Origin of the sequence: Rosenbergiella nectarea (assembly GCF_900111105.1) — a bacterium.
Classification (GTDB): domain Bacteria; phylum Pseudomonadota; class Gammaproteobacteria; order Enterobacterales; family Enterobacteriaceae; genus Rosenbergiella; species Rosenbergiella nectarea.
Map to the genome: position 1 here is coordinate 197,422 of NZ_FOGC01000003.1, position 25,837 is coordinate 223,258.

The 25,837-nt window shown below is 46.9% G+C and carries 27 protein-coding genes and 2 pseudogenes; 13 read left to right on the forward strand and 16 right to left on the reverse strand.

Going from position 1 to position 25,837, the window contains the following annotated elements; all coding sequences use genetic code 11:
* Positions 1-201 precede the first annotated feature (201 nt).
* A complete protein-coding gene (gene hmpA, locus BMX14_RS05545; protein WP_092673963.1) occupies positions 202-1,446 on the forward strand; it encodes an NO-inducible flavohemoprotein in 1,245 nt (414 codons plus the stop codon).
* Here hmpA and BMX14_RS05550 read toward each other — a convergent pair.
* From BMX14_RS05550 to BMX14_RS05560, 3 genes are all read right to left on the reverse strand, one after another.
* Positions 1,434-1,952, reverse strand: coding sequence for a hypothetical protein (locus BMX14_RS05550; protein WP_092673966.1), 519 nt, complete (start codon positions 1,950-1,952; stop codon positions 1,434-1,436). The genes hmpA and BMX14_RS05550 overlap by 13 nt on opposite strands.
* A gap of 114 nt (positions 1,953-2,066) precedes the next feature.
* Positions 2,067-2,828 (reverse strand): DUF481 domain-containing protein, encoded by a 762-nt coding sequence (locus BMX14_RS05555; protein ID WP_092673969.1) that lies wholly within the window; start codon positions 2,826-2,828, stop codon positions 2,067-2,069.
* 242 nt (positions 2,829-3,070) lie between these two features.
* Positions 3,071-3,604, reverse strand: coding sequence for a YniB family protein (locus tag BMX14_RS05560; protein WP_092673972.1), 534 nt, complete (start codon positions 3,602-3,604; stop codon positions 3,071-3,073).
* A gap of 110 nt (positions 3,605-3,714) precedes the next feature.
* On the opposite strand from BMX14_RS05560, the gene hxpB reads away from it, so the two are divergent.
* The 3 genes from hxpB (at position 3,715) to BMX14_RS05575 (ending at position 6,575) form a co-directional block, all read left to right on the forward strand.
* Positions 3,715-4,386 carry a hexitol phosphatase HxpB gene (gene hxpB, locus BMX14_RS05565; protein ID WP_092673974.1) on the forward strand — a complete coding sequence of 224 codons (672 nt, stop codon included), beginning with the start codon at positions 3,715-3,717 and terminating at the stop codon, positions 4,384-4,386.
* Positions 4,387-4,475: 89 nt separating this feature from the next.
* Positions 4,476-5,060, forward strand: a complete 585-nt coding sequence (locus tag BMX14_RS05570) for a metal-dependent hydrolase (protein ID WP_092673977.1) — start codon at positions 4,476-4,478, stop codon at positions 5,058-5,060.
* Between the two features lie 120 nt (positions 5,061-5,180).
* Entirely contained in the window at positions 5,181-6,575 is a 1,395-nt protein-coding gene (locus BMX14_RS05575; protein WP_092673980.1) for an L-cystine transporter, read from the forward strand.
* A 32-nt stretch (positions 6,576-6,607) separates the two neighbouring features.
* On the opposite strand, the gene osmE is transcribed toward BMX14_RS05575, so the two are convergent.
* Positions 6,608-6,949, reverse strand: a complete 342-nt coding sequence (gene osmE, locus BMX14_RS05580; RefSeq protein WP_092673982.1) for an osmotically-inducible lipoprotein OsmE — start codon at positions 6,947-6,949, stop codon at positions 6,608-6,610.
* 187 nt (positions 6,950-7,136) lie between these two features.
* Here osmE and BMX14_RS05585 point away from each other — a divergent pair, with 187 nt between their 5' ends.
* On the forward strand, positions 7,137-8,339 hold the full coding sequence (locus tag BMX14_RS05585) for a multidrug effflux MFS transporter (RefSeq protein WP_092673985.1): 1,203 nt from the start codon (positions 7,137-7,139) through the stop codon (positions 8,337-8,339).
* A gap of 77 nt (positions 8,340-8,416) precedes the next feature.
* Entirely contained in the window at positions 8,417-9,244 is an 828-nt protein-coding gene (nadE, locus tag BMX14_RS05590) for an ammonia-dependent NAD(+) synthetase (RefSeq protein ID WP_092673988.1), read from the forward strand.
* 35 nt (positions 9,245-9,279) lie between these two features.
* Here the strand turns inward: nadE and BMX14_RS05595 are convergent, their stop codons facing one another.
* The 4 genes and pseudogenes from BMX14_RS05595 to BMX14_RS16805 form a co-directional block, all read right to left on the reverse strand.
* Positions 9,280-9,759 carry a Spy/CpxP family protein refolding chaperone gene (locus BMX14_RS05595; RefSeq protein WP_092673991.1) on the reverse strand — a complete coding sequence of 160 codons (480 nt, stop codon included), beginning with the start codon at positions 9,757-9,759 and terminating at the stop codon, positions 9,280-9,282.
* Positions 9,760-9,947: 188 nt separating this feature from the next.
* The gene (locus tag BMX14_RS05600) at positions 9,948-11,366 is read right to left on the reverse strand and encodes a YchO/YchP family invasin (protein ID WP_092673994.1); all 1,419 of its coding nucleotides are present in this window, start codon (positions 11,364-11,366) and stop codon (positions 9,948-9,950) included.
* A gap of 80 nt (positions 11,367-11,446) precedes the next feature.
* A pseudogene (locus BMX14_RS16795) lies at positions 11,447-11,931 on the reverse strand (gamma-glutamylcyclotransferase).
* 15 nt (positions 11,932-11,946) lie between these two features.
* A complete protein-coding gene (locus BMX14_RS16805) occupies positions 11,947-12,135 on the reverse strand; it encodes a hypothetical protein (protein WP_230527312.1) in 189 nt (62 codons plus the stop codon).
* 420 nt (positions 12,136-12,555) lie between these two features.
* Here BMX14_RS16805 and chaA point away from each other — a divergent pair, with 420 nt between their 5' ends.
* Positions 12,556-13,647, forward strand: a complete 1,092-nt coding sequence (chaA, locus tag BMX14_RS05610; RefSeq protein ID WP_092673997.1) for a sodium-potassium/proton antiporter ChaA — start codon at positions 12,556-12,558, stop codon at positions 13,645-13,647.
* A 39-nt stretch (positions 13,648-13,686) separates the two neighbouring features.
* On the opposite strand, the gene kdsA is transcribed toward chaA, so the two are convergent.
* From kdsA to hemA, 5 genes are all read right to left on the reverse strand, one after another.
* Positions 13,687-14,541: a 3-deoxy-8-phosphooctulonate synthase gene (gene kdsA, locus BMX14_RS05615; RefSeq protein ID WP_092674000.1), complete on the reverse strand. Its 855-nt coding sequence runs from the start codon at positions 14,539-14,541 to the stop codon at positions 13,687-13,689.
* A gap of 35 nt (positions 14,542-14,576) precedes the next feature.
* Positions 14,577-15,386, reverse strand: coding sequence for an invasion regulator SirB1 (gene sirB1, locus BMX14_RS05620; RefSeq protein WP_092674003.1), 810 nt, complete (start codon positions 15,384-15,386; stop codon positions 14,577-14,579).
* A gap of 80 nt (positions 15,387-15,466) precedes the next feature.
* On the reverse strand, positions 15,467-16,318 hold the full coding sequence (gene prmC, locus BMX14_RS05625) for a peptide chain release factor N(5)-glutamine methyltransferase (protein ID WP_092674006.1): 852 nt from the start codon (positions 16,316-16,318) through the stop codon (positions 15,467-15,469).
* Positions 16,318-17,400, reverse strand: a complete 1,083-nt coding sequence (gene prfA, locus BMX14_RS05630; RefSeq protein ID WP_092674009.1) for a peptide chain release factor 1 — start codon at positions 17,398-17,400, stop codon at positions 16,318-16,320. The genes prmC and prfA overlap by 1 nt, the downstream gene beginning before the upstream one ends.
* 44 nt (positions 17,401-17,444) lie before the next feature.
* The gene (hemA, locus tag BMX14_RS05635) at positions 17,445-18,701 is read right to left on the reverse strand and encodes a glutamyl-tRNA reductase (protein ID WP_092674012.1); all 1,257 of its coding nucleotides are present in this window, start codon (positions 18,699-18,701) and stop codon (positions 17,445-17,447) included.
* A gap of 192 nt (positions 18,702-18,893) precedes the next feature.
* On the opposite strand from hemA, the gene lolB reads away from it, so the two are divergent.
* The 3 genes from lolB to prs all read left to right on the forward strand — a co-directional run bounded on the left by lolB (position 18,894) and on the right by prs (position 21,442).
* Positions 18,894-19,523 carry a lipoprotein insertase outer membrane protein LolB gene (lolB, locus tag BMX14_RS05640; RefSeq protein ID WP_092674015.1) on the forward strand — a complete coding sequence of 210 codons (630 nt, stop codon included), beginning with the start codon at positions 18,894-18,896 and terminating at the stop codon, positions 19,521-19,523.
* Complete coding sequence (ispE, locus tag BMX14_RS05645) at positions 19,520-20,374, forward strand: 4-(cytidine 5'-diphospho)-2-C-methyl-D-erythritol kinase (RefSeq protein WP_092674018.1); 855 nt, start codon at positions 19,520-19,522, stop codon at positions 20,372-20,374. The genes lolB and ispE overlap by 4 nt, the downstream gene beginning before the upstream one ends.
* 120 nt (positions 20,375-20,494) lie before the next feature.
* Positions 20,495-21,442 carry a ribose-phosphate diphosphokinase gene (gene prs, locus BMX14_RS05650; protein WP_092674021.1) on the forward strand — a complete coding sequence of 316 codons (948 nt, stop codon included), beginning with the start codon at positions 20,495-20,497 and terminating at the stop codon, positions 21,440-21,442.
* A gap of 41 nt (positions 21,443-21,483) precedes the next feature.
* Here prs and BMX14_RS05655 read toward each other — a convergent pair whose 3' ends face one another.
* A complete protein-coding gene (locus tag BMX14_RS05655) occupies positions 21,484-21,753 on the reverse strand; it encodes a DUF2583 family protein (protein ID WP_092674024.1) in 270 nt (89 codons plus the stop codon).
* Positions 21,754-21,944: 191 nt separating this feature from the next.
* Between BMX14_RS05655 and pth the strand changes: the two genes are divergently transcribed.
* From pth to BMX14_RS05675, 3 genes and pseudogenes are all read left to right on the forward strand, one after another.
* The gene (pth, locus tag BMX14_RS05660; RefSeq protein ID WP_177173093.1) at positions 21,945-22,541 is read left to right on the forward strand and encodes an aminoacyl-tRNA hydrolase; all 597 of its coding nucleotides are present in this window, start codon (positions 21,945-21,947) and stop codon (positions 22,539-22,541) included.
* A gap of 101 nt (positions 22,542-22,642) precedes the next feature.
* The gene (gene ychF, locus BMX14_RS05665; protein WP_092674030.1) at positions 22,643-23,734 is read left to right on the forward strand and encodes a redox-regulated ATPase YchF; all 1,092 of its coding nucleotides are present in this window, start codon (positions 22,643-22,645) and stop codon (positions 23,732-23,734) included.
* Positions 23,735-23,946: 212 nt separating this feature from the next.
* Positions 23,947-24,627: pseudogene (locus tag BMX14_RS05675) on the forward strand (tyrosine-type recombinase/integrase); the annotation flags it as partial.
* Here BMX14_RS05675 and BMX14_RS05680 read toward each other — a convergent pair.
* A complete protein-coding gene (locus BMX14_RS05680; RefSeq protein ID WP_442638226.1) occupies positions 24,620-25,093 on the reverse strand; it encodes a T6SS effector phospholipase Tle3 domain-containing protein in 474 nt (157 codons plus the stop codon). The pseudogene BMX14_RS05675 and the gene BMX14_RS05680 sit on opposite strands and share 8 nt — an antisense overlap.
* Positions 25,090-25,833: a T6SS immunity protein Tli3 family protein gene (locus tag BMX14_RS05685; protein WP_092674036.1), complete on the reverse strand. Its 744-nt coding sequence runs from the start codon at positions 25,831-25,833 to the stop codon at positions 25,090-25,092. Before BMX14_RS05685 ends, BMX14_RS05680 begins: the two co-directional genes overlap by 4 nt.
* Positions 25,834-25,837 lie beyond the last annotated feature (4 nt).

Genomic DNA, 25,837 nt, shown 5'->3' on the forward strand with positions numbered 1-25,837 from the left:
CCGGGAGTGTATAACTCCTTAGCCTGATTATTAATGAAGGTTATGTATCATCCTTATGGCCAACGGATTCTGGCCCGTCGTGGAGTGAACTTTTTTACAACAAGAACAGCTCAGTGACCTTTATTAAACATTATCAGCCTGACACTTGCTAACTTTAAAGATGCATATAGAATGCATCTTTAAAGGATAATGGAGGTTTCGATGCTAACGTCTCAACAAAAAAAAATCATTCAACAAACCATTCCGATACTTAAGGCCAACGGCACAGTATTAACGGACTATTTTTATCATCGGATGCTTAGCCAAGTTCCTGAGCTAAGGGAAACGTTTAATATGGGGCATCAACGCGACGGCAAGCAGGCTAAGGCCTTGGCTAATTCCGTGTTGGCCTATGCCGAAAATATTGACGATCCCAGCGTGTTACTCCCTGTTATTACTATGATTTGTCAAAAACACGTTAGCCTGAATATCCAAGCACCCGATTACTCGATTGTCGGCGAACATCTGCTCCACTCAATCAGTGAAGTTTTATCTGTGCCGATGGAGGATGAATTAATCGGCGCTTGGGGAGCCGCCTATCAACAATTAGCAGCGTTGATGATTGACACGGAGAAGAAGATTTATGCGCGGCTGGCGAAAGAACAAGGGGGGTGGTCTGGATGGCGCGAATTTACCATTATAAAAAAGGTTGCCGGAACCGCCAAGATTAGCTCAATTTATTTAGCGCCTACCGATAGCTTAGCCTTACCGGATTATCTGCCTGGACAATATATCTCAGTGCGGGTTAACGTCCCGTCACTCGGTTACAAGCAGCCGCGCCAATATAGCCTATCCACTGCACCGAATGGCCAGTTTTTCAGGATAACCGTAAAAGAAGAGATGCTCTCACAGGAACCCGGTTATGTCTCCTCTACTCTCCACCAGCAGATGCAAGTCGGTGACCTGTTGGAGGTCAGCGCTCCGATGGGTGACTTTACGGTTAAAGATGCCACTAAACACAATGTCTTCATCAGCGCAGGCGTTGGTATTACACCGATGGTTGCCATGCTGGAAGGGCTTACTCAAAGGGATACCTTCACCTCACCTCCTGCCATCAGTTTTATTTATGTCATACAAGATGCCGCACACTATGCCTTAGGTGAGGAAGTTAATCGGCTTACTGAACAACATTCTTGTATCAAGACCTTGATACATTATAGTCAGGCCCCTACTTCACAAGGTTGTGGACGATTTACCCTCGAATCCGTTCCCCCCTCACTATTGCTTGAGGATGCTGACTTCTATCTCTGCGGGCCGACCGGATTTATACAATCGGTCTATAACGATCTATTACATCGAGGTATCTCTTCAAGCCGTATTCATTATGAAGTCTTTACAACGGGTGGATTAGCGGCTGCCTTATTTTTATCCAATAGAGTGTATAGCGTCACGTATCACCAAAAATGAAAATAGAGAGTTATACCGCCGAGTACTAACCATAATAACGCTAGCAGAATAGTCGAGCGTCTTGAGAAGAAGATAGAATAACGATGGGCTTTATTGGCGTAATACTGCTGGGTGAAGAGTGGACGTTCATCGAATGCTTGGCCTATCACGATATCGGAGTTCAACAGGCAGTCTTGCTTATCTTGCCAGTGGTCGAGCGCTCGATAGACCGAACTAATTTCGATATAGGAATTTACACAGTTAAATACGCCAAAAATGGTCAGTAGTACGGGAATATACAGTGTGTAGAGGTCGCCCCAGTGTGGATTGGTATTGTTCATTGCTGAACAGTACGCAATGACCATAAAGGACTGGGCGGTAAAAAATGCATTAGTACGCTGAGCCAAAGAGGAGATTTCTTGATGGATCTCTTGGCGATAGAAGGTTAATCGTTCTCGCGCCGTCGAAAACAGCGCCAGCGATTTATCGTTAAATTCTGGAGGGGTATTACCGATGGACGAATCCATAGCGTTCTCCTGTAATAAAGTTAAGTGAAACTAAAGCATAGTCTCAAATAACGTAGACCGGAGAACGGTTAGGATAACTCTTAGCCACCCTGACGTTAGACGGGTGGCTAAATCTTACATATTATACGAGAGTAAGATAGAGGTTTTGGTATCAGTACGGTCTGGCGCGGATGAAGGTGGGTTATTATTCCACGTCACGTTATACGCTAATTTCAGGGAGAAATTAGAATTAATCGCCACTTGTAATCCAGTCTCTGAGTTAACCGTCGTGTCTTCACCGAATGAGCTTAACACTGAAACACCTTGGATGAATTTAGTGGTGTCGGTTAGCTGCCATTGGTAGCTTAGCGCGCCGTAAGCCAACGCAGTCGTTTTATGCCCACCTTCATTATAGTCATCGTAACGCACACCTGGACCTAATTCTGCACGCAGAGAGTGCACAGGGCCATTGAGGATTTGGCGACCATAACCGGCCACTGCGGTATCACGGCTATCATAGCCATTTAAACGATCGCTTAGCCAAGTTGCTTGACCGAAGAGATAATCATCAGCATTTAAGTTGTGACGAGTACGACCACCAATGCTGTAAGTTTCTGAAGAGCGTTCATCATTTGAAGAGGTATTTGAGGCGTTACCGAACAGACTGTACGCCATAGTATCTTGGAACCACGTCATATTGGTCTGCGCGGTAAAGCTAGAGCTTTTGGTGTTGCCGCTTTGCGCCAAGTAACCCGCAGAAGCTGCCCCATCAAAAGGTTTCTTAGCCGTAGACGGGTTATCCATCGAGGTGAATACGATGCTGTCGGCAAGCGCTTGCTGGCTCAATCCACCCAAACCTAACAACACTGTGAATGCAACTTTATTAAAAACTTTCATTAAATGACCTGTACTGACGAAAGGGGTCCAACAATGCAGAATGACTGCATACCTGAATATAAATGCATAGCTTTAGCCTTTAAGCTCCCTTTTCTAATCGTTAGGAGAGGGTCGGCTGGATGCGTATCATAACGATGAATTTCGAAAATAAAAGGGGGTAAAGTGTAAATCAGATGAATAACTGTTTCTGGTAGAAAGAAAGCGCGTTAAGCCCTGCTTAGCGCCTAACGCTACAAAAGTGATTAGATAAGTGATAACCAGTGTAATAAAATGTAACCTACTACCACGACGATAATCGGTAAAATGTACAGCAGATAATATTGTCGAAAAGGACTTTGGTTGGTTAACTGTACACGCTGAGCCTCAAGAGGCGTTTTGTCTCGTTCGCCGAATGCATTCTCAATCACTTTGTGGTCTTCGAGTTGCTCCTTAACGTAGCGATATTGCCGCCACTGGCGAGATCCCGCCGCATTAAGTGCCATACCAAAAAATATCAATATAAAAACTATCCAGAAGAGTAAGTTCGCACTATGACCAAAATCTGGAACCGGCGAATGCTGCCAAAATAGATTTAAGAATGAAGTGTTAAACCTGACCATGTCGACAATGACACGAGTAAAATCAGATAACACTGCATTGATGCTCGCCAGTTTCTCACGTTGGCTACTGAGATAATTGAGGAGCGAAACCGCCGTTGATAACGTACTAATGATAAAAATAATCCATCCAATGCATTTCTTGCATAGTGCGCTGTTACGCGCTTGTGCGAGGGTCATATTCTTGCCTATCGAGTAATTAATCTGTTAATAAATAGCATAGCTTATTTGACAAATCGATCGTAGTTGGAACAATAGCGTCAATAACTCACTGATCAGTTGGAGCGATAATGTCCGGAATACAGCCGACTAAAGCCGTCATTTTTGATATGGATGGTATTTTAATTAACTCAGAACCTTATTGGAAAACCGCCGAACAAATTGTGTTTGCGGCGCATGGTATTGACCCGGCAATACAACAGCAACTCCCTGACACCACTGGGTTACGTATTGATCAGGTGGTTAAGTTATGGCTACAGGTGGCAGGCAATAAAAGCGCAAGCGCCACCCTAATAACTCAGCAGATAATCGAATTTGTGATTGATAAAATCAAGGACGAGCGGCCACTGCTGCCTGGCGTTAAACACGCATTACAGTTATGCCAACAATCTGGCGTCAAGATTGGGTTGGCGTCTGCCTCACCGATTTCAATGATCACGACCGTCGTCAGTCTGTTTGAGTTAACCCCCTATTTTATTACCCTCTCCTCTGCTGAAGCCTTACCCTATAGTAAACCGCATCCACAAGTCTATTTGAACGCGGCGAAAGCCCTCGGTGTCGACCCTCTTCATTGCTTAGCGATTGAAGATTCGGTTAACGGGATGGTCGCCGCCAAAGCGGCACGGATGAAAGTGTTCACGGTGCCTGCACATGAGCAGTCAGAGTGGTCGGTATGGGCCTTAGCAGACCTTAAGCTTCCCTCTCTGAACGCGTTGACATTAGAAATGTTGCAAGGCAAGTAATGCGATAACTCTTGTTACAACGTCACTATTCACAAACACTGTATACTTATCTATACTGGACGTATTTCCAGTTTTAAGTGTATTCGCTCATGACCGCCGAAGGCCATTTATTGTTTGCGCTGGCGACCGCTGTCGCCGCTAAACGCTATGATTTAACTCCAATAATAAGTACCGCCGATTGGTGGCACCTTATTCCGGCGTGTTTACTCACCAGCCTGCTTCCCGATATTGACCATCCTAAGTCATTATTAGGGCAGCGACTGCGCTGGATCTCATTACCGATTTCACGGATCGTTGGTCATCGTGGGTTCACCCACAGCTTAATCGCCGTGTTAATCGGTGTTTTTCTTTTACTGAACAAACTTCCTACGAACCTGTTTATCCCCAGCGATGTCATTCAAGGCATGGTATTGGGATATTTAAGTCATATTCTTGCCGATATGCTCACTCCAGCAGGGGTGCCGCTGCTCTGGCCTTGCCGCTGGCGTTTTAGGCTACCGATCCTACCTTCGTCGAAACATCCCCAACCAGAACGCTATTTCTGTATTGCGTTATTAACCTTTACGGTATTGACCCCAGAGAGTCTCACTAAGCAATGGATTACCGTCGGGTCACAGCAAATGAATCAAACTTGGCAGCAATGGTCACCGCTGTTGTGGCGTTTTCCCCGCTGAAGATGAAAAAGTTATAAAGTAGATCTGTTAGTTATAAGCATTGGATGTACTCGACATGGTAAAGTTTGCCCCTTTTTAGTCGCCACACTGCCGAGTCGGGCACGCTATGTTGAGGTATTCATGGATTGGTCGTTAGTCATTAATATTGGGGTTTTCGTTTTACTGTTATGGATTTTATCAGCAATTGGTAATGATAAGTGGAGCTTATCTAAGCGCGTATTCAGTGGTCTGATCATTGGTGTACTGTTTGGTGTTGGCTTACAGGCAGTCTATGGTGTAGAGAGTTCAGTAATCACCACCTCTATTAGCTGGTTTAATATTGTTGGCAACGGTTATGTACAACTGCTGCAAATGGTGGTTATGCCGCTGGTATTTGCCTCCATTCTTAGCGCGGTAGCACGCTTACATAATGCGAGCTCACTCGGCAGAATTAGCTTTTTAACCATTGCCGTACTCCTATTTACCACCGCTATCGCTGCCTTAGTCGCCGTGTTCGTCACAGGGTTATTCAAACTCAATGCCGAAGGCTTAGTTCAGGGCGTAAAAGAAACTGCGCGACTCAATGCGATTCAAAGCCACTATGCTGGGCAAGTCGCCGACTTAACCGTACCACAGTTGATTCTCTCTTTTATCCCTAAAAACCCGTTTGCTGAACTGACCGGCGCCAGCCCGACATCGATCATTAGTGTGGTTATTTTCGCGGTATTCTTAGGCGCAGCCGCTATTCAATTAGTGAAGGATAGCCCTGAGAAAGGTCAGCGTGTGTTAGCCGCTATCGAGATTTTACAAGCTTGGGTAATGAAGTTAGTGCGTCTGATTATGCGTCTCACCCCTTATGGCGTGATGGCATTGATGACTAAAGTCGTTGCGACCTCTAATTATCACGATATCGTTAAGTTGGGAACCTTCGTGATCGCTTCCTATTTGGGCCTGTTAATCATGTTCGCAGTGCATGCTCTATTACTGGCGATTAATGGTATTAACCCGATCCGCTACTTCCGTAAAGTCTGGCCAGTGATTAGCTTTGCCTTTACGAGTCGTTCAAGTGCAGCATCGATCCCACTGAGTATCGAAGCCCAACAGAAACGTCTCGGCACGCCAGAGTCTATCGCCAGTTTCTCTGCTTCGTTTGGGGCAACTATTGGGCAAAACGGCTGTGCTGGCTTATACCCTGCAATGCTTGCCGTGATGATCGCTCCAACCATGGGCATTAATCCTTTCGAACCTATGTGGATTGCAACCCTGGTGGGCCTAGTCACCTTAAGTTCAGTGGGTGTCGCCGGGGTTGGCGGCGGAGCAACGTTTGCCGCGCTGATCGTCTTACCGACGTTGGGCTTACCTGTCACCTTGGTCGCTTTATTAATCTCTATTGAGCCACTGATCGATATGGGAAGAACCGCCTTAAATGTTAATGGTTCAATGACCGCTGGGACCTTAACGAGTCGCTGGTTAAAACAGACGGACCAATCGGTTATGGAAAGGGAGCAGCACGAAGAGACTTCGATTCAATCGTAGAAAAAAGGGCCAGAAGTTGGCCCTTTTTTTGATTATTGCTGAGCCACCTGTGGGTCGGTGTCGTACTCTTGGCAGCTTTGGAAGCCGTAGTTCATGACACGGTCACTACCATTGTAGCTGACGAAATAAGTGACTGGCTTGTTATCAGTCCCTTTCCCGATAACATAGGTTTCACAGGTTCCGCGCGCATGAACCATCGTGATATCGGTTGAAGGCGTACCGGCAATTTGATGCACTTGCTGACGGCTCATGCCCTTCTTCACATTCTTCACGACTGGTTGTGTGACATAGCTTTCTGCTTGACGATACGTAGTACAACCACTCAGTACCGCTAACGCTAAACCGCCTACCATAATGCCCGTTAATTTCTTCATAAAGTCCCTCTGCAAATAGCAATCATTGAGTTAGATTTATTCGTAATAATTTAAACATTTTTAAGTGTAGACATAGATTTTCGGCAAAACAAATAGTTAACATAGATCTTTAAGGGGTAAATGGCTATCCTTGCCCACTACCACGCTGCATTACCGCTTTATTATCGAATCATATGATTGAGGATCCATGTCGACGACTCACACTCCACGTATGGCGCTTGCCATTCCACTCGGGCTAATGGCCGGCCTAGGCCCACTTTGTATTGACCTCTATTTACCCGCGCTACCCCAACTGGCCACTGACTTAGCGGTCCCTACTGCAAGCGCACAGCTTAGTCTTACTGCCGGTCTGCTGGGGCTAGGTTTCGGTCAGCTTCTGTTTGGCCCCTTGAGTGATAAATATGGGCGGTGTAAACCCTTATTAATTTCGCTATGTATTCTACTTCTTGCCTCCATTGCCTGTTCATTCGCTCAAACACTGCCTCAGCTCTTAACCGCACGCTTATTTCAAGGTTTGGGAGGGGCTGGAGGGGCGGTCTTATCACGAGCAGTCGCTCGCGATCGGTTTAGCGGCCATGAATTAACACGCTTTTTCGCTATGCTACTGTTAGTCAATGGATTAGCCCCTATCCTAGCGCCAATTATTGGAGGGTTTCTCACCGCCTATATGAGCTGGCGCGGGATCTTTCTGGTCTTAGCAGGGATTACCGTTGTACTACTTTACTTAGCCAAAACCAGAATCGAAGAGAGTTTAGTCGTTGAAAAACGTAGTCAAGGCTCGTTATTCAGTGCGTGGAAATTATTGATTGATGTGATCCGTCACCGTCCGTTCATGGGCTTTTGTTTAACACAGGGCTTTATGATGTCCGGGATGTTTGCCTATATCGGTGCTTCGCCCTTTGTGTTGCAAGAAACTTACGGCTTATCCCCCCAAAACTTTAGTTTATGTTTCGCGTTAAACGGCTTCGGGCTGATCCTCGCCTCACAAATCAGTTCTCGACTGTGTCCTAAATTTGGCGAATATACGATTTTACGTTGCGGCTTGATCATCGCTTTTATCGCATCGAGTTGCTTACTGATCAGTGGACTTTTACACGCCAGCTTGCCGGTGTTCCTCGTCGCGCTATTCTTTAGTATTGCCAGTAACGCGATAATCTCTACAACGGCATCGTCACTCGCCATGCAAAGCCAAGGTCACCGTGCAGGCAGTGCTTCCGCCGTCATTGGTGTGACCATGTTCACCTTAGGGTCTATCGCCATTCCCATTACCGGTATTGGCGGTTCTTCAGCACTCGCAATGGGAGCAACGATTTTTGGCTGCTTTATGATGGCAATCATTATGTTTATCTTTGTTGCGAAGAAACCAGAAATCGTGCAAAAAAGACATTAAATTCACTCTCCCTTCTCTATCCGAGGGGAGATCATAGCGTTTCCCTAACGCTCAACCCGCTTATCAGAGGTTTTGCCATGTCTCTACAGCAAGAAATTATTCAAGCCTTAGGCGTCAAACCCACCATCAATCCTGAAGAAGAAGTTAGACGTAGTGTCGATTTTTTAAAAAATTATCTTACGCATTATACTGGCTTACGTTCTTTGGTGCTCGGGATCAGCGGAGGCCAAGACTCTACACTCACTGGAAAGCTGTGCCAATTAGCCATCAATGAATTGCGTGGTGAATTAAACGATCAACGCTATCAGTTTATTGCGGTGCGTCTGCCCTACGGCACGCAAGCCGACGAGCAAGATTGTCAAGATGCCTTAGCGTTTATCCAACCGGATAAAACGTTGGTAGTCAATATTAAAGAGTCAGTGCTCGCCAGTGAACGCGCGTTGAAGGAGGCGGGTATTATCGTTTCAGATTTTGTTCGCGGTAACGAAAAAGCCCGTGAACGGATGAAGACGCAGTACAGCATCGCGGGAATGACCCAAGGGGTAGTGGTCGGTACCGATCATGCAGCCGAAGCGGTGACGGGGTTCTTTACCAAATACGGTGACGGTGGTACAGATATTAATCCATTGTTCCGACTTAACAAACAGCAAGGCAAACAGTGCCTAAAATATTTAGGTTGTCCAGAACACCTCTACCTCAAGCACCCCACTGCCGATCTCGAAGATGATCGCCCTGGTCTTCAGGATGAAGTCGCGCTAGGCGTTACTTATGCTGATATCGATGCCTATCTAGAGGGGAAAACGATTGCCACTGAACGTGCGGCGATTATTGAAAACTGGTATACCAAAACTGAACATAAACGTCGGACCCCGATAACCGTTTTCGATGACTTTTGGCAGAAATAATAATACTGCGGAGATAAACTCCGCAGTAATAGTCATTAGTCTTGCTGAGGTGCCGCATCTGGCGCTGGGTGTTTGAAATTTTTCATTTTTTCATAATTTGCTTGATACTGTTTCTTCTGATCAGCGGTCAATAGATTATAGATTTTACTGTCCGTCTCTAGGCGATTTACCATACGTTGTTTGTCTAACGCTGCGTGACTATCGGCCAGCGATTGAGCTTTTGCTGCATCAAATTTTTCGGCTGTGATCAGGTCAAACGCCGCTTGACGGTCCGCTTTAGAAGGATGAGTCAGATTTTTACGCCCTTCAGCAAGAATACTATGAATCTGTTGTTTTTGAGCATCAGTCAACACAATCCCTTTCATAAGCATCATTTCCGGTGCGCCATGAGGACGCTTTTTCATATGGGAATGTTCATTGGGGGTTGCACTTAATGGAGCCGTCTCCGCGTAGACCATTGATGCTGAACCCATCAATAAAGAACTCGCTAATAATAATGATGTTACTTTACGCATCTTAGTTTCCTTAAATTATCGACAACCACGAGAATGTCGTGAACACGGAAGTAATCTTAAGAGATCCATTGTCAAGCAACGCGCAGTTCAGTAAAAACCTGCAAACATTCGCCCTGCACATTCCACCCTCTTGCAACCATTGCAAAGTCCAGCACATAATTCTGTTAAGATTGCGTTAATAGCGCCAATTATCCTGCATCGCCCTGATTAAAATAATCCGTCTGCTGTGCCGGCGGCTCTGGTTTAAGCGTGATGGTATTCGAGGTTGCACGTTTTTTGCCATTATCCACCGTCACCGCGAGATGATACTCATTCTTCGCACCGGGCGTGTCATCCCATGCAGGCAGGATAATCGTCCACCCCGTTATTTGTTGGGGATTAGCGGGTGGCGTTAAACTGAGTTCCCGCGTATCGCCTTGCCACTCGACATGTTTAATCGATTTATCAGGCGTAGCTTGCACCACTAGGGCAATAGAATCCCCCGAATTAAGCTGCCATGGCGGAGTGGCCAGATAGACCGAGAAGGTTTGACGCTTACGATAGCTCATCACTGGCAGATTATTTCGGGTCACAACATCATACCGACTCCCAAATAGCGAACGCGCCTCAGCCACGGCATAAGGGGACAGTTGTTGCGAGAGAGATTGGCCAAAATGATAGTTGAGATTGAGGCCGAAGACATCTTGACTGGTTCCACCAGAGCCTTCCTTATGGGAGGCTGACACCGTCACCAAGGGGATCGGCGTATAGGTTACTCCCACTGACATGCTGCGTGGATTATTGTAATAATTCCCATCATTGAAGATATCGATACCTTGTCCTAGGTATTGTTGCCACGAAACGGTCACCCCCAGCTGCTGATAGAACGGTAGATAGCCTTGGCTTGTAATATCATAGCCGCGTGCCATACGCTGAGATTGACTCGCGGAGATGTTTTTCCACCCCGATAATGGCGTGTAATAATTCGCTGAGAAACGCAGGAAATGACTCCATAGCTCTGTGCCAAGAGAACCTCGTTGCTGATTATGGGTAAAGAGTTGATCTAAAAACGCGTTATAGCCAAATAACCACTGATTGTTGGAGAAGCGTTGCCCTAGCCCTGCACTGCCTACCGTGCCTAACGTACTTTCGTTAACGGAGAGTTGGCTAAAGGTCAGACGTTGTCCGTTATCACTGAGGGGGGTGAAAAGCGAACCCGTCGATCCCGTGAATTTACCCTCCATGTCCACATTGAGGCTTAAATTCGCCTGACCAAAGGGAGATAAGAGATGTTCCCCTGTACTGTCGACCTTTTCCGTAAGTTTATCCCTGACATGATTGAACGCCCACTCGCTGGCGCTGCGTCCAGTGCTCGTTTCGTCGTCTGAATTTTGCAACGACTTTCCTAAACTGGTGGCGATATCGGTAAGCCGCTGGTCGACTTGAGAGGTGGACGATTGAGACGAACCTAAATCAGGTAGTGCGGCGGTATAGGAAGAATTCTCCATGGTAGAGCTTGACGCCGACGGATGTAGCATACTGCCTTGCGCACGACTGACGACGAGCAATGGAGAAAGCACCAGCAACACCTTAGTTAAGGATGCAGTGTCACGCTTAATGTAAAACAATAGGAGCAACTCCTCATTCAATGAAGCGGAGAGATAGGTCCCTTAAGTATATAAGTCGAGAGGTAGATCACAATATCATCTCATTCCGAAGTTGTAGTGCTCATTTCCATCGATAACCTCATTGCACACTCTGTTAAGGCGGTCATCGTAGGATCGTGAAAGCCATAACGTTGGAAAGTGTCTATCATCTCTTGTAAGTAAGTGATATTCCTACCCAGAGGGCCTTGAGCGCGTGCAATCGTTCTCGCTTTAGAAATAATACTTTCCTCTGTTTTAAACAGAACATGTTGTGGATTCGCGACAAAGACTAAGGCTTCAATAATTTCACCACTCTCGAGGGTAAGAGACTGCCATGACGGTTGATAGCATCCGGTCAACATCTCTCTTTTCCACAGCAAAGCCAGCTCTGTTTCCCAATTTTCACAACATAATTTACACGCGCGGCCAGTTGTTCCCCCCCCCCTTTCACCAGCGCCAGCATACGCCCAGGCGCCTCGGCGGTGCGCCTTCCTGCGATCAAACTTAAGCAAAAATCTCTCGACCATCCTCCTAGATAAGCAGTCACAACACGATCATAATCTCATAGCGGATTCCACATTAACGAACCGTAGCCAAACACCCATAGCGGCCCTTTACTCGGCTTATTCATCAGAAAGGTCTGTAACGAAGCAGTACGTTGTTCTGCAGAAAGCAATAAACTCTCTTCGATAGGGCCAAAAGAAGATTGGCAGTCAGCACTTTTCAAAAACTCTCGGGTTAGCACAACCACACCTCTCCGCTATTAACACCCCCCTTCATGACAAAGTCCGTGATCAGAGTGAAGGCTCAGGCGTTGTAAAATTCGCAAAAAATCATTTCCTATTACTCACGAGAAGGATTTACTGAGCGCGTATCTTAAAAGGATTATTCTAGCCTCTATTTCACCTTTACTGAAACAAACCGGTAAAAACAAAGGTTATAATGACTTTATTACGACATTAATCCTCACCATAACTTCGCTAGGCTAATTTTAAAGGTGTTTATTATCAATCTATTGAGAGGAATATTTGGTTTTTCGAAGGCTTCAAGCTAAGTAAAGCAAAGTAAAACAAAGTGATCTCATTAAAATATTTGCTATAGTTATTATTCCCCCTTTAGGAATATTCTATTGGCGAGTCGACTCTCGCTACACACAGCATAAGGAGAACGGATGCCTGGAAAAGAAAGAACACGTCATAAAGAGTTTAGTTTGGTGCTTCCCATTTTGGCCATCGGTCTATTATTAGGATTTGGGCCCCCAGAGAGCTTACTATTAACCACTGGAATGAATATCATTGCTTTAGTTGCGATTCTCTCCAGTGCCTTTAGCGTCGTTCGTCACGCAGACGTACTCGCACACCGACTCGGTGAACCTTACGGCTCTCTGGTGCTTACTCTTTCAGTCGTGATTTTAGAGGTGAGTTTAATCTCTGCATTAATGGCGACGGGCAGCGCTGAACCCACCTTAATGCGCGATACGCTCTATTCAATTATTATGATTGTGATAGGGGGATTGGTAGGCTTTGCTTTATTGTTGGGCGGGGGGAAATTTGCCACACAATACGTTAATCTCGCCGGCGTGAAGCAGTACCTGATAGCGATCTTCCCACTCGCTATGTTGATTTTGATTTTTCCTAATGCCTTACCCGGTGGTAACTTTACCACGGGACAATCGCTATTGATTGCGGCGCTTTCTGCCGTTATGTATGGCGTTTTTCTGTTAATTCAGACCAAGACGCATCAAAGCCTGTTTGTTTATGAACATGAAGACGATAGCGACGATGGTGACCCTCATCACGGTAAGCCATCTGCTCACAGTAGCACATGGCACAGTATCTGGTTAGTGGTACACCTTATCGCCGTTATCAGTGTGACTAAGCTCAATGCCCCCGTCTTGGAAAACTTACTCCACGCGTTGCATGCTCCTCAGCAATTTACGGGCTTCTTGATTGCGTTGTTAATCTTATCACCTGAAGGATTAGGGGCCATTAAAGCAGTACTGGCTAACCAAGTGCAACGTGCGATGAATCTGTTCTTTGGATCAGTCATTGCAACGATCTCGTTAACCGTACCTGTCATTACGATTATTGCAACAATAACGGGGAGTGAGTTACATTTTGGATTAGACGCGCCGCAAATGGTGGTCTTAGCAAGTGTGTTGATCCTGAGCCAGATCTCTTTCTCAACCGGTAGAACTAATGTCTTAAATGGCGTGGCACACCTTGTTTTATTTGTCGCCTATTTAATGACCGTAATGTTGTAATGCATTGACGTAAAAAAAGGGCCTTTAGGCCCTTTTTTATTAGTTACTGGTATCTAATTCTGGAAAAGATTTTACCAAGTCATCAATTGCTTTCATCTGCTGTAAGAAAGGTTCCAACTTATCTAAAGGTAATGCTGAAGGGCCATCACAACGAGCTTGTGCCGGTTGAGGATGCGCTTCGATAAATAATCCTGCAATTCCGACTGCCATGCCAGCTCGTGCCAGCTCAGCAACTTGGGCACGACGCCCACCTGATGCCGAACCAAACGGATCACGGGTTTGTAATGCATGGGTTACATCAAAGATTACCGGAGAGTTATTAGTGACTTTCTTCATCACATTAAAGCCCAGCATATCCACAACCAGATTATCGTAGCCAAAGTTACTGCCTCGGTCGCACAGGATCACTTTATCGTTACCCCCTTCGGCGAATTTATCTACGATATTTCCGATCTGTCCTGGGCTGACGAATTGCGGTTTTTTCACGTTAATCACTGCGCCGGTTTTCGCCATCGCTTCGACTAGGTCGGTCTGACGGGCTAAAAACGCGGGAAGCTGGATCACGTCAACGACTTCAGAAACCGGCTGTGCTTGGCTCGCTTCATGAACATCGGTAATGATCTTGACGTCAAACGTCGATTTCAGCTCTTGGAAGATTTTCATCCCTTCCTCTAGGCCAGGACCACGGTAGGAATGAATAGATGAGCGGTTAGCTTTGTCGAAAGAAGCTTTGAAGACATAAGGGATCCCTAACTTCTCCGTTACCTTGACATAATGCTCACAGATTTGCATGGCGAGGTCACGAGATTCCAGAACATTCATCCCCCCGAACAATACGAACGGCAGATCATTTGCTACACGGATATCACCGATAGACACAACTTTTTGGACCATACTTTTATCCTTTACTTGGCTGATTGCAGAGGTCACTAATGTAAAGTGACCGACTTATATTCGATAGTATGCATTTGCACTTTAATCATTTCACTGACCGGATCTTCGGGGCATTGTTCCACAAAGTAGGCAAGATCAGTCAACGCAATATGTTCACATTCGAGTTGAGCATAGATTAATCCGCGATCTCGAATTTCGTAAGGGTCATCGGGATCGAGCGCCACTAACACCTTACTAATTTGCAGCGCTAACTCCATCTGGTTCTCTTCCATTAATGAAACTTTAAGCGTTTCAAGTAATTTCCGAATCACCTCTTCAGAGGTTGCCGGCTCCAAATCAATATCGTCGATACCGGAAGTGGGTCCAATGGTTCCCTTCACCCAAACATCCAAGGTGTGTTCATCAAGAGTATCGCCGTTGAAAGGATTGATTAACCACATTTCTCCATCGACCCAGTCCGCGCGTAAAATCAGCTGTGTCGGGAAAATGACCGGAAATAACGGTATCTCAAGTTGTTCACTGAGATACAGCAAGATTGCTCCGAGCGATACGGCACTCCCTTTGCGACACTTCAACACATTATCTAACCAAAGAGCCTCTGAGAGACGATACACACCACTGATGCTGGCAAAGCCCCACTGTTTAAAGAATAAATCGAGCAAGCGGTCCAGTTTCAAATCAGGGTTAGGCTCAACGGCTAAATAATCCTTTGCTTCGCAGAGCAATGATTCCAATTGCTCACGCACCCAGGTTTCTGGGAAATCGTCGCGAACTTGCGCCGTCAGCGCAATCATAGCCTCAGATAACGATCGCTGTGCAGCGGTCATCGTTTCGACGGGAGTCATCATTTTCTCCCTATTGATAAATAAGCCAAGCAACGCAAGGCTCTACTCTGTCGAGATATAGTTTTCAAATAATTCATGATTCACAACAATTTTTTCGATACTTGAGCGAATTTGCCATAAGTCACCCGTGGATTACCACCATAATCAACCCGTGTCGCCACGGCGTCAAATCCTGCCGAGATAAAAAGCGCTTGGACGTGTTGATGCTGCTGCCAGCCATGCTCAGCGAGAAGCCACCCTCCTGGTGCTAACCATTGCGAGGCCTGCTGAATAATAAGCTGTAAGTCAGCGAGCCCATTTTGCGAAGCCACTAAGGCGCTGCGAGGCTCGAAATTAACATCACCTTGCGTCAGATGGGGATCATCAGCATCGATATAGGGCGGATTGGTCACAATCATATCGAAAGCGATTGGCGATAACGCCTCGAACCAGTGACTCAGTTGAAACTGACAATTCTCAATGGCGAGACGCTGCGCGTTACCACGCGCTAAGTCAACCGCGTCAGGGATACGATCCACCCCAATAAAGTGAGATTCTGGCCGCTCACTGGCCAAGGCTAACGCTATCGCGCCTGTCCCCGTGCCGAGATCCAACACCTTAACCGGCGTGGCGGGAAGAAGACTGAGTGCCTGTTCAACTAACACCTCTGTGTCAGGCCGAGGGATTAACGTCGCTGGAGAAACCGTCAAGGGTAAAGACCAAAACTCACGTTGTCCACACAGGTAGGCGATCGGCTCCCCTTGGCCGCGACGCGCGATAAGCTCAGACAAAGTGCTATGCTGCTCAATCGTTAATGCATAATCATCAAAAGCGATTAACCAACTTCTGGGCTTATCAAGTACATGGCTAAGAATAACCTCAGCATCTCGCTTTGCGCTGTCACTGTGCGGCAATAATGGGAGTACGTCGCGTAGCCAGTGACGGATCTGCATTACTCTTGACCTGCTAAGGCCGCCAGCTGATCGGCTTGGTGCTCTTGTACGACAGGTTCGATAAGGCTTTCGAGTTTCCCTTGCATCGTCTCGTCTAAGCGATAGATGGTAAGATTGATACGGTGATCAGTGATACGACCTTGCGGGAAATTATAGGTTCTAATTCGGTCAGAACGGTCACCGCTGCCAAGCAGATTGCGACGCGTAGAAGCCTCTTCTTCATGGCGTTTCGCCATTTCAGCGGCATGAATTCTCGCCCCAAGTACAGAAAGAGCTTTGGCTTTGTTCTTATGCTGTGAACGCTCGTCCTGACACTCGACCACGATACCCGTCGGTAAGTGCGTAATACGAATCGCCGAGTCAGTGGTGTTAACGTGCTGACCCCCAGCTCCCGATGAACGGAACGTATCAATTTTTAGATCCGACGGATTGATATCTGGAAGTTCCGCTTCGGGGATCTCTGGCATCACAGCAACGGTACAGGCCGAAGTATGGATACGCCCTTGTGATTCCGTTTCCGGAACACGTTGCACGCGGTGACCACCGGATTCGAATTTCATCCGCCCGTAGACGCCAACCCCTTCAATCCGAGCGATAATCTCTTTGTATCCTCCGTGCTCGCCTTCGTTGGCACTCACGACTTCCACACGCCAGCGGTTCGCTTCTGCATAACGGCTATACATTCTGAATAAGTCGCCAGCAAACAGTGCCGCCTCGTCACCGCCGGTTCCGGCACGGACTTCCACGAAGCATGAACGCTCATCGTCAGGATCTTTCGGTAAGAGTAAGACTTGCAGCAATTGCTCAAGCTCTTCACTTTGCGCTTTCGCCTCTTTAAGTTCTTCTGAGGCCATTTCGCGCATTTCGGGATCGGCTAACATTTCATTGGCCGTTTCAATATCTTCTTGTACCTTACACCACTGACGGAAACAGTTGGTCACGTCAGTCAGTTGAGCATATTCCCTGGAGAGTGCCCGAAAACGCTCTTGGTCGGCGATAACACCTGCATCACCGAGCATCGCTTCGACTTCCTCATGACGTTCCTGTAAGGCTTCAAGTTTGGCAACAATAGAAGATTTCATGTATGAATTATTTGTCCAATAACAAAAGGGGAAATAGCCTGATCCTAGCTTAGGCCTAGGCTATCACGCAGGATTTGTAAACGTTCAGCATCGCCTTCACGCGCGGCTTGCTGAAGAGATTTTGTGGGTGAGTGAATCAAACGATTAGTGAGCTTGTGGGCCATCTCTTGCATCACCTTCTGCGGATCTTGACCTTGAGAAAGTGCTGATAATGCCCGTTGCATTAACTCTTCACGGATATCTTCTGCTTGATGCCGATAATCACGGATCACATCGACGGCATTTTGTGCTTGCAGCCAAGCCATGAACTCACCGCTCTCTTGCACCACGATGGTCTCTGCTTCAACGGCGGCGGCTTCACGTTGTGCCATATTGTGTTGAATAATCGCTTGCAAGTCATCCACCGTATAGAGATATGCGGAATCCAATTTGCCGACTTCCGGCTCGACATCGCGAGGAACAGCAATATCAACGATCAGCATAGGTTGATGACGTCGTTGCTTTAACGCACTTTCGACCATCCCTTTCCCGATGACCGGCAGCGGGCTAGCCGTGGAAGAGATAATTATATCAGCGGACGCAATGTGTTCAGGTAACGAACCAAAATCAATCACTTCGGCATTCACTTCTTCCGCTAGACGCTGTGCTCGTTCACGGGTACGGTTAGTGATCATCAGGCGTTTGACCTGATGTTCGCGCAGATGACGCGCGACCAACTCAATGGTTTCACCCGCTCCCACTAATAAAACGGTAACTTTCTTTAGTGATTCAAAAATTTGTCGCGCCAAGGTGCAGGCGGCAAAGGCCACGGAGACCGCGCTACTGCCTATCTCGGTTTCAGTCCTCACGCGTTTAGCAACTGAGAAGGTTTTTTGGAACATACGCTCCAGTTCACCATTAATGACGTGGCCCCGCTGTGATTCGGCGTAAGCTTTTTTAACCTGCCCGAGAATTTGCGGCTCGCCCAGCACTAATGAATCGAGCCCACTCGCGACACGCATCAAGTGACTCACGGCAGCATTATTCTGATGCCAGTAAAGGCTATTGAGGACTTCGGTTTCGTCAAGATGATGGTAATTACATAACCACTCGATCAACTGTTGTTGAATATCGTGCTGTTCATCAACACTCAAGTAGAGTTCGGTGCGGTTGCACGTGGATAAGACTACGCCACTGTGCACTGACGGCTGAGACAGTAAGCTGTCTAGTGCGTTGTCTAAGATATCAGGGCCAAACGCCACCCGTTCGCGAAGCGCGACAGGAGCAGTTTTGTGATTTATTCCAAGTGCTAGCAGCGTCATAATGATGTGATTACTTTTACCCTACAAACCTTACAGGCATTTTGTGCGGCCATTCTACAAGATGCTTACTGTCATGAAAAGCCATACAAAAGATAAGTGTGTAATAAGATTCTTTTCTGCCATGTGTTATGCTGAATATAGCATTGATCGTTAAAGTCCGCCGTCATAGACGGCCCCGTCAAGGAGAAAAGCGTGCGAGTTATTCCTGCAAAGCGTTTAAGTGTGGTGATCCCGGTGGTCACTCTGTTGTTAAGTGCCTGTGTTTCTCATCAAGCTCCTCAAGGGCCGGGAAAAAGCCCTGACTCGGTGCAATGGAAACAGCATCAAGCCCAAGTCCGCACCGTGACGCATTTTGAGACTCGTGGCGCCTTTGCCTATCTTTCAGATAAACAAAAAGTTTACGCGCGTTTTAACTGGCAGCAACAAGCGACCGACCGCTACCGTCTATTACTCACCAGTCCTATCGGCAGCACCGAGTTGCAACTCGACCAACAAGGTAATACCGTCCAGCTAGTGGACAATAAAGGCCAGCGTTACATGAGCCACGATGCCCAGGCGATGATTACCAAACTTACCGGAATGCAGATCCCCTTAGATAATTTACGTCAGTGGATGTTAGGTCTACCGGGTAATGCCGATCACTTCACCTTGAACGATAATTACCAGTTACAGAGCGCGGATTACAGCCAAAATGGGGTTACTTGGCATGTCTCGATCAGCAGCTATAACAATACCGTCTCGCCAGCACTGCCTGCGAATGTCGAGTTAACGACTGAGGGGCAACGGATTAAATTACGTATGGATAGCTGGACGACACAATGATCGAACGTTGGCCCTCCCCTGGGAAGTTAAACTTATTTCTCTTTATCACTGGTCAACGTGATGACGGCTACCATAGCCTTCAGACCTTATTTCAGTTTCTGGATTACGGTGATGAAATGACCTTCGCGGTGGATCAGCACGCTCATATTCGACTGCTGAACGAGATTGAAAATGTTCCCTGCGAAGAAAACCTGATCTATCGCGCCGCCCAATGTCTTAAGACTCAAGCCATTGCCGATAAGCGTTGTGAGGAGACCGTGGGGGTCACCATTGGAATTAATAAGATACTGCCAATGGGAGGCGGCCTAGGCGGTGGATCATCCAACGCCGCGACCACGCTTATTGCACTCAATCAATTATGGCATCTCAACTATTCGTTAGCGCAACTCGCCGACTTAGGTTTGGCGCTTGGCGCTGATGTGCCCATTTTTGTGCAGGGCTATGCTGCCTTAGCCGAAGGGATAGGTGAACAACTGACACCGGTACAACCTGTGGAGAAATGGTATCTGGTCGCTCACCCAAACGTGAGTATCCCTACCCCGGTTATTTTCAACGATCCCGAACTGACCCGTAATAGCCCGGTACGTACTGTAGAACAATTAATGCATTCCCCTTGGTCGAATGATTGTGAAGCCATTGCAAGAAAACGTTTTCGTAAGGTTGATGAACTACTCAACTGGCTGCTAGAATACGCTCCGTCAAGACTGACGGGCACCGGTGCTTGCGTGTTTGCTGAATTCGACAGTGAAGCCGCTGCTCGCCAAGTCCTTACCCTCACTCCACCTTGGATGACCTGTTTTGTTGCAAAGGGCGCTACTATTTCCTTATTGCATCGACAGTTATCGGAGTGATTGGCGGCAGGTAACTGGCTCACCCGTTTCAGAGCCTGTACCTGCTGTTACTTACCTATACCTGTGAGATTGCCCGATTACGGTGGGCATTCTTTGGACCCAAAGCCTGAGGTTTAACTCGTGCCTGATATGAAGCTTTTTGCTGGTAACGCCACGCCGGAACTAGCGCAACGCATTGCCAATCGTTTATACACGACTCTAGGAAACGCCGCTGTAAGCCGTTTCAGCGATGGAGAGGTCAGTGTTCAGATTAACGAAAATGTACGGGGCGGAGATGTTTTTATCATCCAATCCACCTGTGCGCCGACCAATGACAACCTTATGGAACTGGTCGTCATGATCGATGCACTGCGTCGCGCCTCGGCCGGCCGTATCACTGCCGTAATCCCTTACTTTGGGTATGCGCGTCAAGACCGCCGCGTGCGTTCTGCACGTGTACCGATTACTGCCAAAGTGGTCGCAGACTTTCTTTCGAGTGTTGGCGTTGACCGTGTACTAACCGTTGACCTGCACGCCGAACAAATCCAAGGTTTCTTCGATGTGCCGGTGGATAACGTGTTTGGTAGCCCAATTCTACTCGAAGACATGCAGCAGCTGGGTATGGAGAACCCGATTGTCGTTTCTCCAGATATTGGGGGTGTTGTCCGGGCTCGTGCTATCGCGAAATTATTAAATGATACCGATATGGCAATTATTGATAAGCGTCGCCCACGCGCCAACGTCTCACAAGTCATGCATATCATTGGTGACGTGGCGGGTCGTGACTGTATCTTAGTCGACGATATGATCGATACCGGTGGAACCTTATGTAAGGCAGCAGAAGCACTGAAAGAGCGTGGCGCAAAACGTGTATTCGCTTATGCCACCCACCCGATATTCTCGGGTAATGCATTAGAGAACTTACGTAATTCAGTGATTGATGAAGTGGTGGTCTGTGACACCATTCCGTTAGCGCCAGAAATCCAAGCGTTGCCAAATGTAAGAACGCTTACCCTATCGGGAATGTTGGCTGAAGCGATCCGTCGTATCAGTAATGAAGAGTCTATCTCTGCGATGTTCGAACACTAATCGCGTAAAAATGGGCCTTTCGGCCCATTTTTTTAAATCCATTATGGATGACGACGCCGATGCGGATGACGTTGGTGAAACCGCAGTAAATAGTATTTTTCGCACACTTTCTCACGGCCGCTTATTTGCGCGCCCATCAGCCAGAAAAACGCACCCAGAAAAATACCCAGCACAGAACCGGTCGCCCAGCTCTCCGTAAATATCGACCCTTGCGCTTGACTCAGTAAAGCAATCAACAGACTACTGACCGATAGCACCAGCCCTACCACCATTAAACTATTGCCTAACAACGAAGTATGTACGCGTTTCATTCGCTTCTCCTTAGCAAAACTCTTACGTTAATTGACAAAAGTTTAAATACTTATGACGTTATTATCTTTAACCGCGATCACAATCTGTGACATTTTTAACACTTTGTGCGGGGTGGCAAAACGCGCTTGCGGGAATGTTTTTGAACTTTCTATAACCCTTGCAGTACACTAGCGGTTTTGCCGCGCATAGGATGATCCCAGTGAGTACCATTAAATTAATTGTTGGTTTAGCGAATCCCGGTGCCGAGTATGCCGCCACGCGTCACAACGCTGGGGCTTGGTATACCGACCTACTGGCCGACCGTTTTCGCCAACCGTTAAAAGAAGAAGCGAAATTTTTTGGCGCGACGGCGCGTCTCTCAATCGCTGGGGAAGACATCCGCCTGCTCGTCCCGACAACTTTTATGAATTTAAGTGGTAAAGCAGTCGCCGCCATGGCGAATTTTTACCGTATTCAACCGCAGGAGATCTTGGTGGCTCACGATGAGATGGATCTCCTCCCTGGCGTCGCCAAGTTCAAACAAGGCGGTGGCCACGGTGGCCACAACGGTTTGAAAGATATCATTAGCAAACTGGGGAATGTTGCCGATTTCCATCGCTTACGTATTGGTATCGGGCATCCAGGTGACCGCAATAAGGTGACGGGCTTTGTATTAGGAAAACCGCCGCTGAGCGAGCAAAAGTTAATCGATGATGCGATTGATGAAGCCGCACGCTGTACGGAAGTATGGTTAAAAGAAGATCGCCTACGCGCCATGAACCGTCTCCACAGCTTTAAAGCAAGTTGAGTGCGCTGCCCTCTTTGCCAAAAGTTGTGTATAATGCGACAAATTTTCTGCTATCCAGCGCGCTGTCGCGCAGCATAATTAACGTAATAAGGTAGTCAAGCATGGGATTCAAATGCGGTATCGTGGGCCTGCCAAATGTCGGTAAATCCACTCTTTTTAATGCACTGACGAAAGCAGGTATCGAAGCGGCTAACTTTCCGTTTTGTACCATTGAACCGAATACCGGCGTGGTCCCCATGCCCGATACTCGTCTCGATCAACTTGCTGAGATTGTGAAACCCCAACGTACCATCGCCACCACCATGGAATTCGTCGATATCGCCGGATTGGTAAAAGGCGCGTCAAAGGGTGAAGGTCTGGGTAACCAATTCTTGACTAACATCCGCGAAACCGAAGCCATTGGCCACGTTGTTCGCTGTTTCGAAAACGATAACATTATCCACGTCTCTGGGACAGTTAACCCTGCTGACGATATCGATGTCATCAACACCGAACTTGCGCTATCCGATCTCGATACCTGTGAGCGTGCGATTCAACGCCTACAGAAGAAAGCGAAAGGCGGCGATAAAGACGCAAAAACTGAGCTAGCCGTATTAGAAAAATGCCTGCCGCATTTAGAAAATGCCGGGATGTTACGCAGCCTTAGCCTCGATGCGGATGAGAAAGCCGCTATTCGCTACTTAAGCTTCCTGACGCTCAAACCGACGATGTATATCGCTAACGTTAACGAAGATGGCTTCGATAATAACCCGTATTTAGATCAGGTTTACGCGATTGCTGAGCAAGAAGGTTCCGTCGTTGTTCCGGTCTGTGCCGCCGTCGAGTCCGATATCTCTGAGCTTGAAGACGACGAGCGTGACGAGTTTATGGCAGAACTGGGGATTGAAGAGCCGGGCTTAAACCGTGTGATCCGCGCGGGTTATCGCCTCCTCAACCTGCAAACCTATTTCACTGCTGGGGTAAAAGAAGTGCGTGCGTGGACCATCCCGGTCGGCGCAACCGCCCCGCAAGCTGCAGGTAAAATCCATACTGACTTCGAGAAAGGCTTTATCCGTGCGCAAACCATCGGTTTCGACGATTTTGTCGCCAATAAAGGTGAACAAGGCGCGAAAGAAGCCGGAAAAATGCGTGCGGAAGGAAAAGAATATATCGTGAAAGATGGCGATATTATGAATTTCTTGTTTAATGTCTAAGTAAAATTTGTTGTCTCATGAGGTTTCGCTGAATCTCATAACAACAGAAAAACCCTATATAATCCACGTAATTGCGTGGATTTTTCATTTCATGCTGTCTTAATTCATCTCGTAACAACGCTATCAAATGAGTACATTGATGAATACGATATTTTTCCGTCTTCATTTTAAGTGAGTACAATAACGGTATAATAATTAAACAAGGCCCCGTTATGCCCATTGATATGCAATGCCGCACTGCTAAGCCGAAAGAAAAATTCTATCGACTCAATGATTTCAATGGTCTCTACCTCGAAGTGAAACCCAACGGCAAAAAGGCATGGCGCTATCGGTTTACACTCAACGGCAAATCCAGCATGTTCGCGCTGGGTGAGTACCCAACGGTCGAACTTGCCGAAGCTCGCGAGAGATGTGAGCAAGCGCGTAAACAAGTCGCGGATGGAGTTAGCCCGACACAGGCTCGCCAGTTAGATAAGATCCGCAAGGTCAACGACGCATCCAACACCTTTGAGCTGATCGCTAAAGAGTAGTTGCAGATGAAAGACTGGGCCGCAATTACCAAAACGCGCCGACTGGATATGTTTGAACGAGCGGTTTTTCCCGCAATTGGTAAGCTGCCAGTCAGAGAGATCACTCCACATCACATTCTTAAAATTCTTCAGGAAACGGCTAAGCGCGGCGCTCCGACCGTTGCCGGTGAAGCCCACCGCACCATTTCATCCGTTTTTGAGCTGGCGGTGGCGACGCTCAGAGCAGATAGCGATCCTGTCTGGCCGGTGCGTAAGGCGATTCCGGCTAATAAGACACAGCACAAACAGGCATTGAGTCCGCAGCAAATAGGGAAGCTATTAAGCTGTTTTCACAACAGTCAGGGCTCGTATCAGGTTAATTATTATCGCCCTGTTTATTTTTCAACGGAATAGCATATTTATCGCATTCATTATCGGCGGCGCGATATCCCCAATAAAATCTAATAACGGGAGATCGGCCTTCCTCAGCTATTTTACGAGGTGGTACGACCCACTCGCTTTTATCATCATTCCAATGAGAGTCATAATAAGTGTTTTGCTTTAACCAAAAGCCTTCATCTTTGTCGAATAAACCTAGTCGTTTATTTAAACCTTCACATAATGACTCTTCAGCACGGTTATACCACTCACCTTCAGAATTTACGCCATGAACAAAAATAACTAAGCCGGGCAACTGTAAGGGAGGCTGAACCTCAGCCCGTGTTTTTACATTTTTATGCGAAGTCATCGAATATGAATATGGCATCCCATTATCAGTAACATGGACATCTGTCTTTCTGGTTGGCTCTGATAAATTAGTATTCATTTTCCTATGCCTCCTACCGATCATTTGGGCTCCAACTTCCGGTCACACTGAATATTTATTTGTTTTACCTTAGAGATATCGACCATGGGTAATTCTTTCTGATAAACAGGCCCCGTCACCCCAGGATAGGCTGGATTTGAATCTTTGGTTGCTGGATTAAATGTCCACTTATTTACAGAGCCATTTGTAGAGCTCCTATGACCATACCAAAACTTAATCATGTAAAAACCTTCATCAGTCACCAGCATGTCATAGTCTTTTGTATTACCGTTAGGATCCTGCGTATTTGAGCCATAAGTCACCGAACGCATTGTTTTCCCACCATCAGTTGTTACTGAAACAATATTCAGACACCCTTTATCAGACCCCATGCAAGCAGCTTTGTTATTATTTCTTGTCATAGGGAAAGCCAGATAGTCATCGCGGGTTGACAACCAAAATAGTCGTCCTTTAAATAAATAACCTGAAGAAGGTGCTATCTGGGTATGAATCCCTTTCGCCTTGTTGTTATAAAATGTTTTACCGTTTTCACAACGGGTGTATTCTTCCAGCGTAAAGTAACGGTCTTTATCAATCCGATAAATTACCTGTGGGGGTCCGAACACCTCGGGTTGCTGTTTTTTCTTTTCCGGCGCTGGCTGTGTATTAGTCATAGCAGGAAAAGGATTCACAAAAGCAACACCTCCACCATAAGGGCCGGCCACACATCCACACAGAACAAACACACTGTATATAAAGCACATCCGCATAATTAGATTCATCATAATT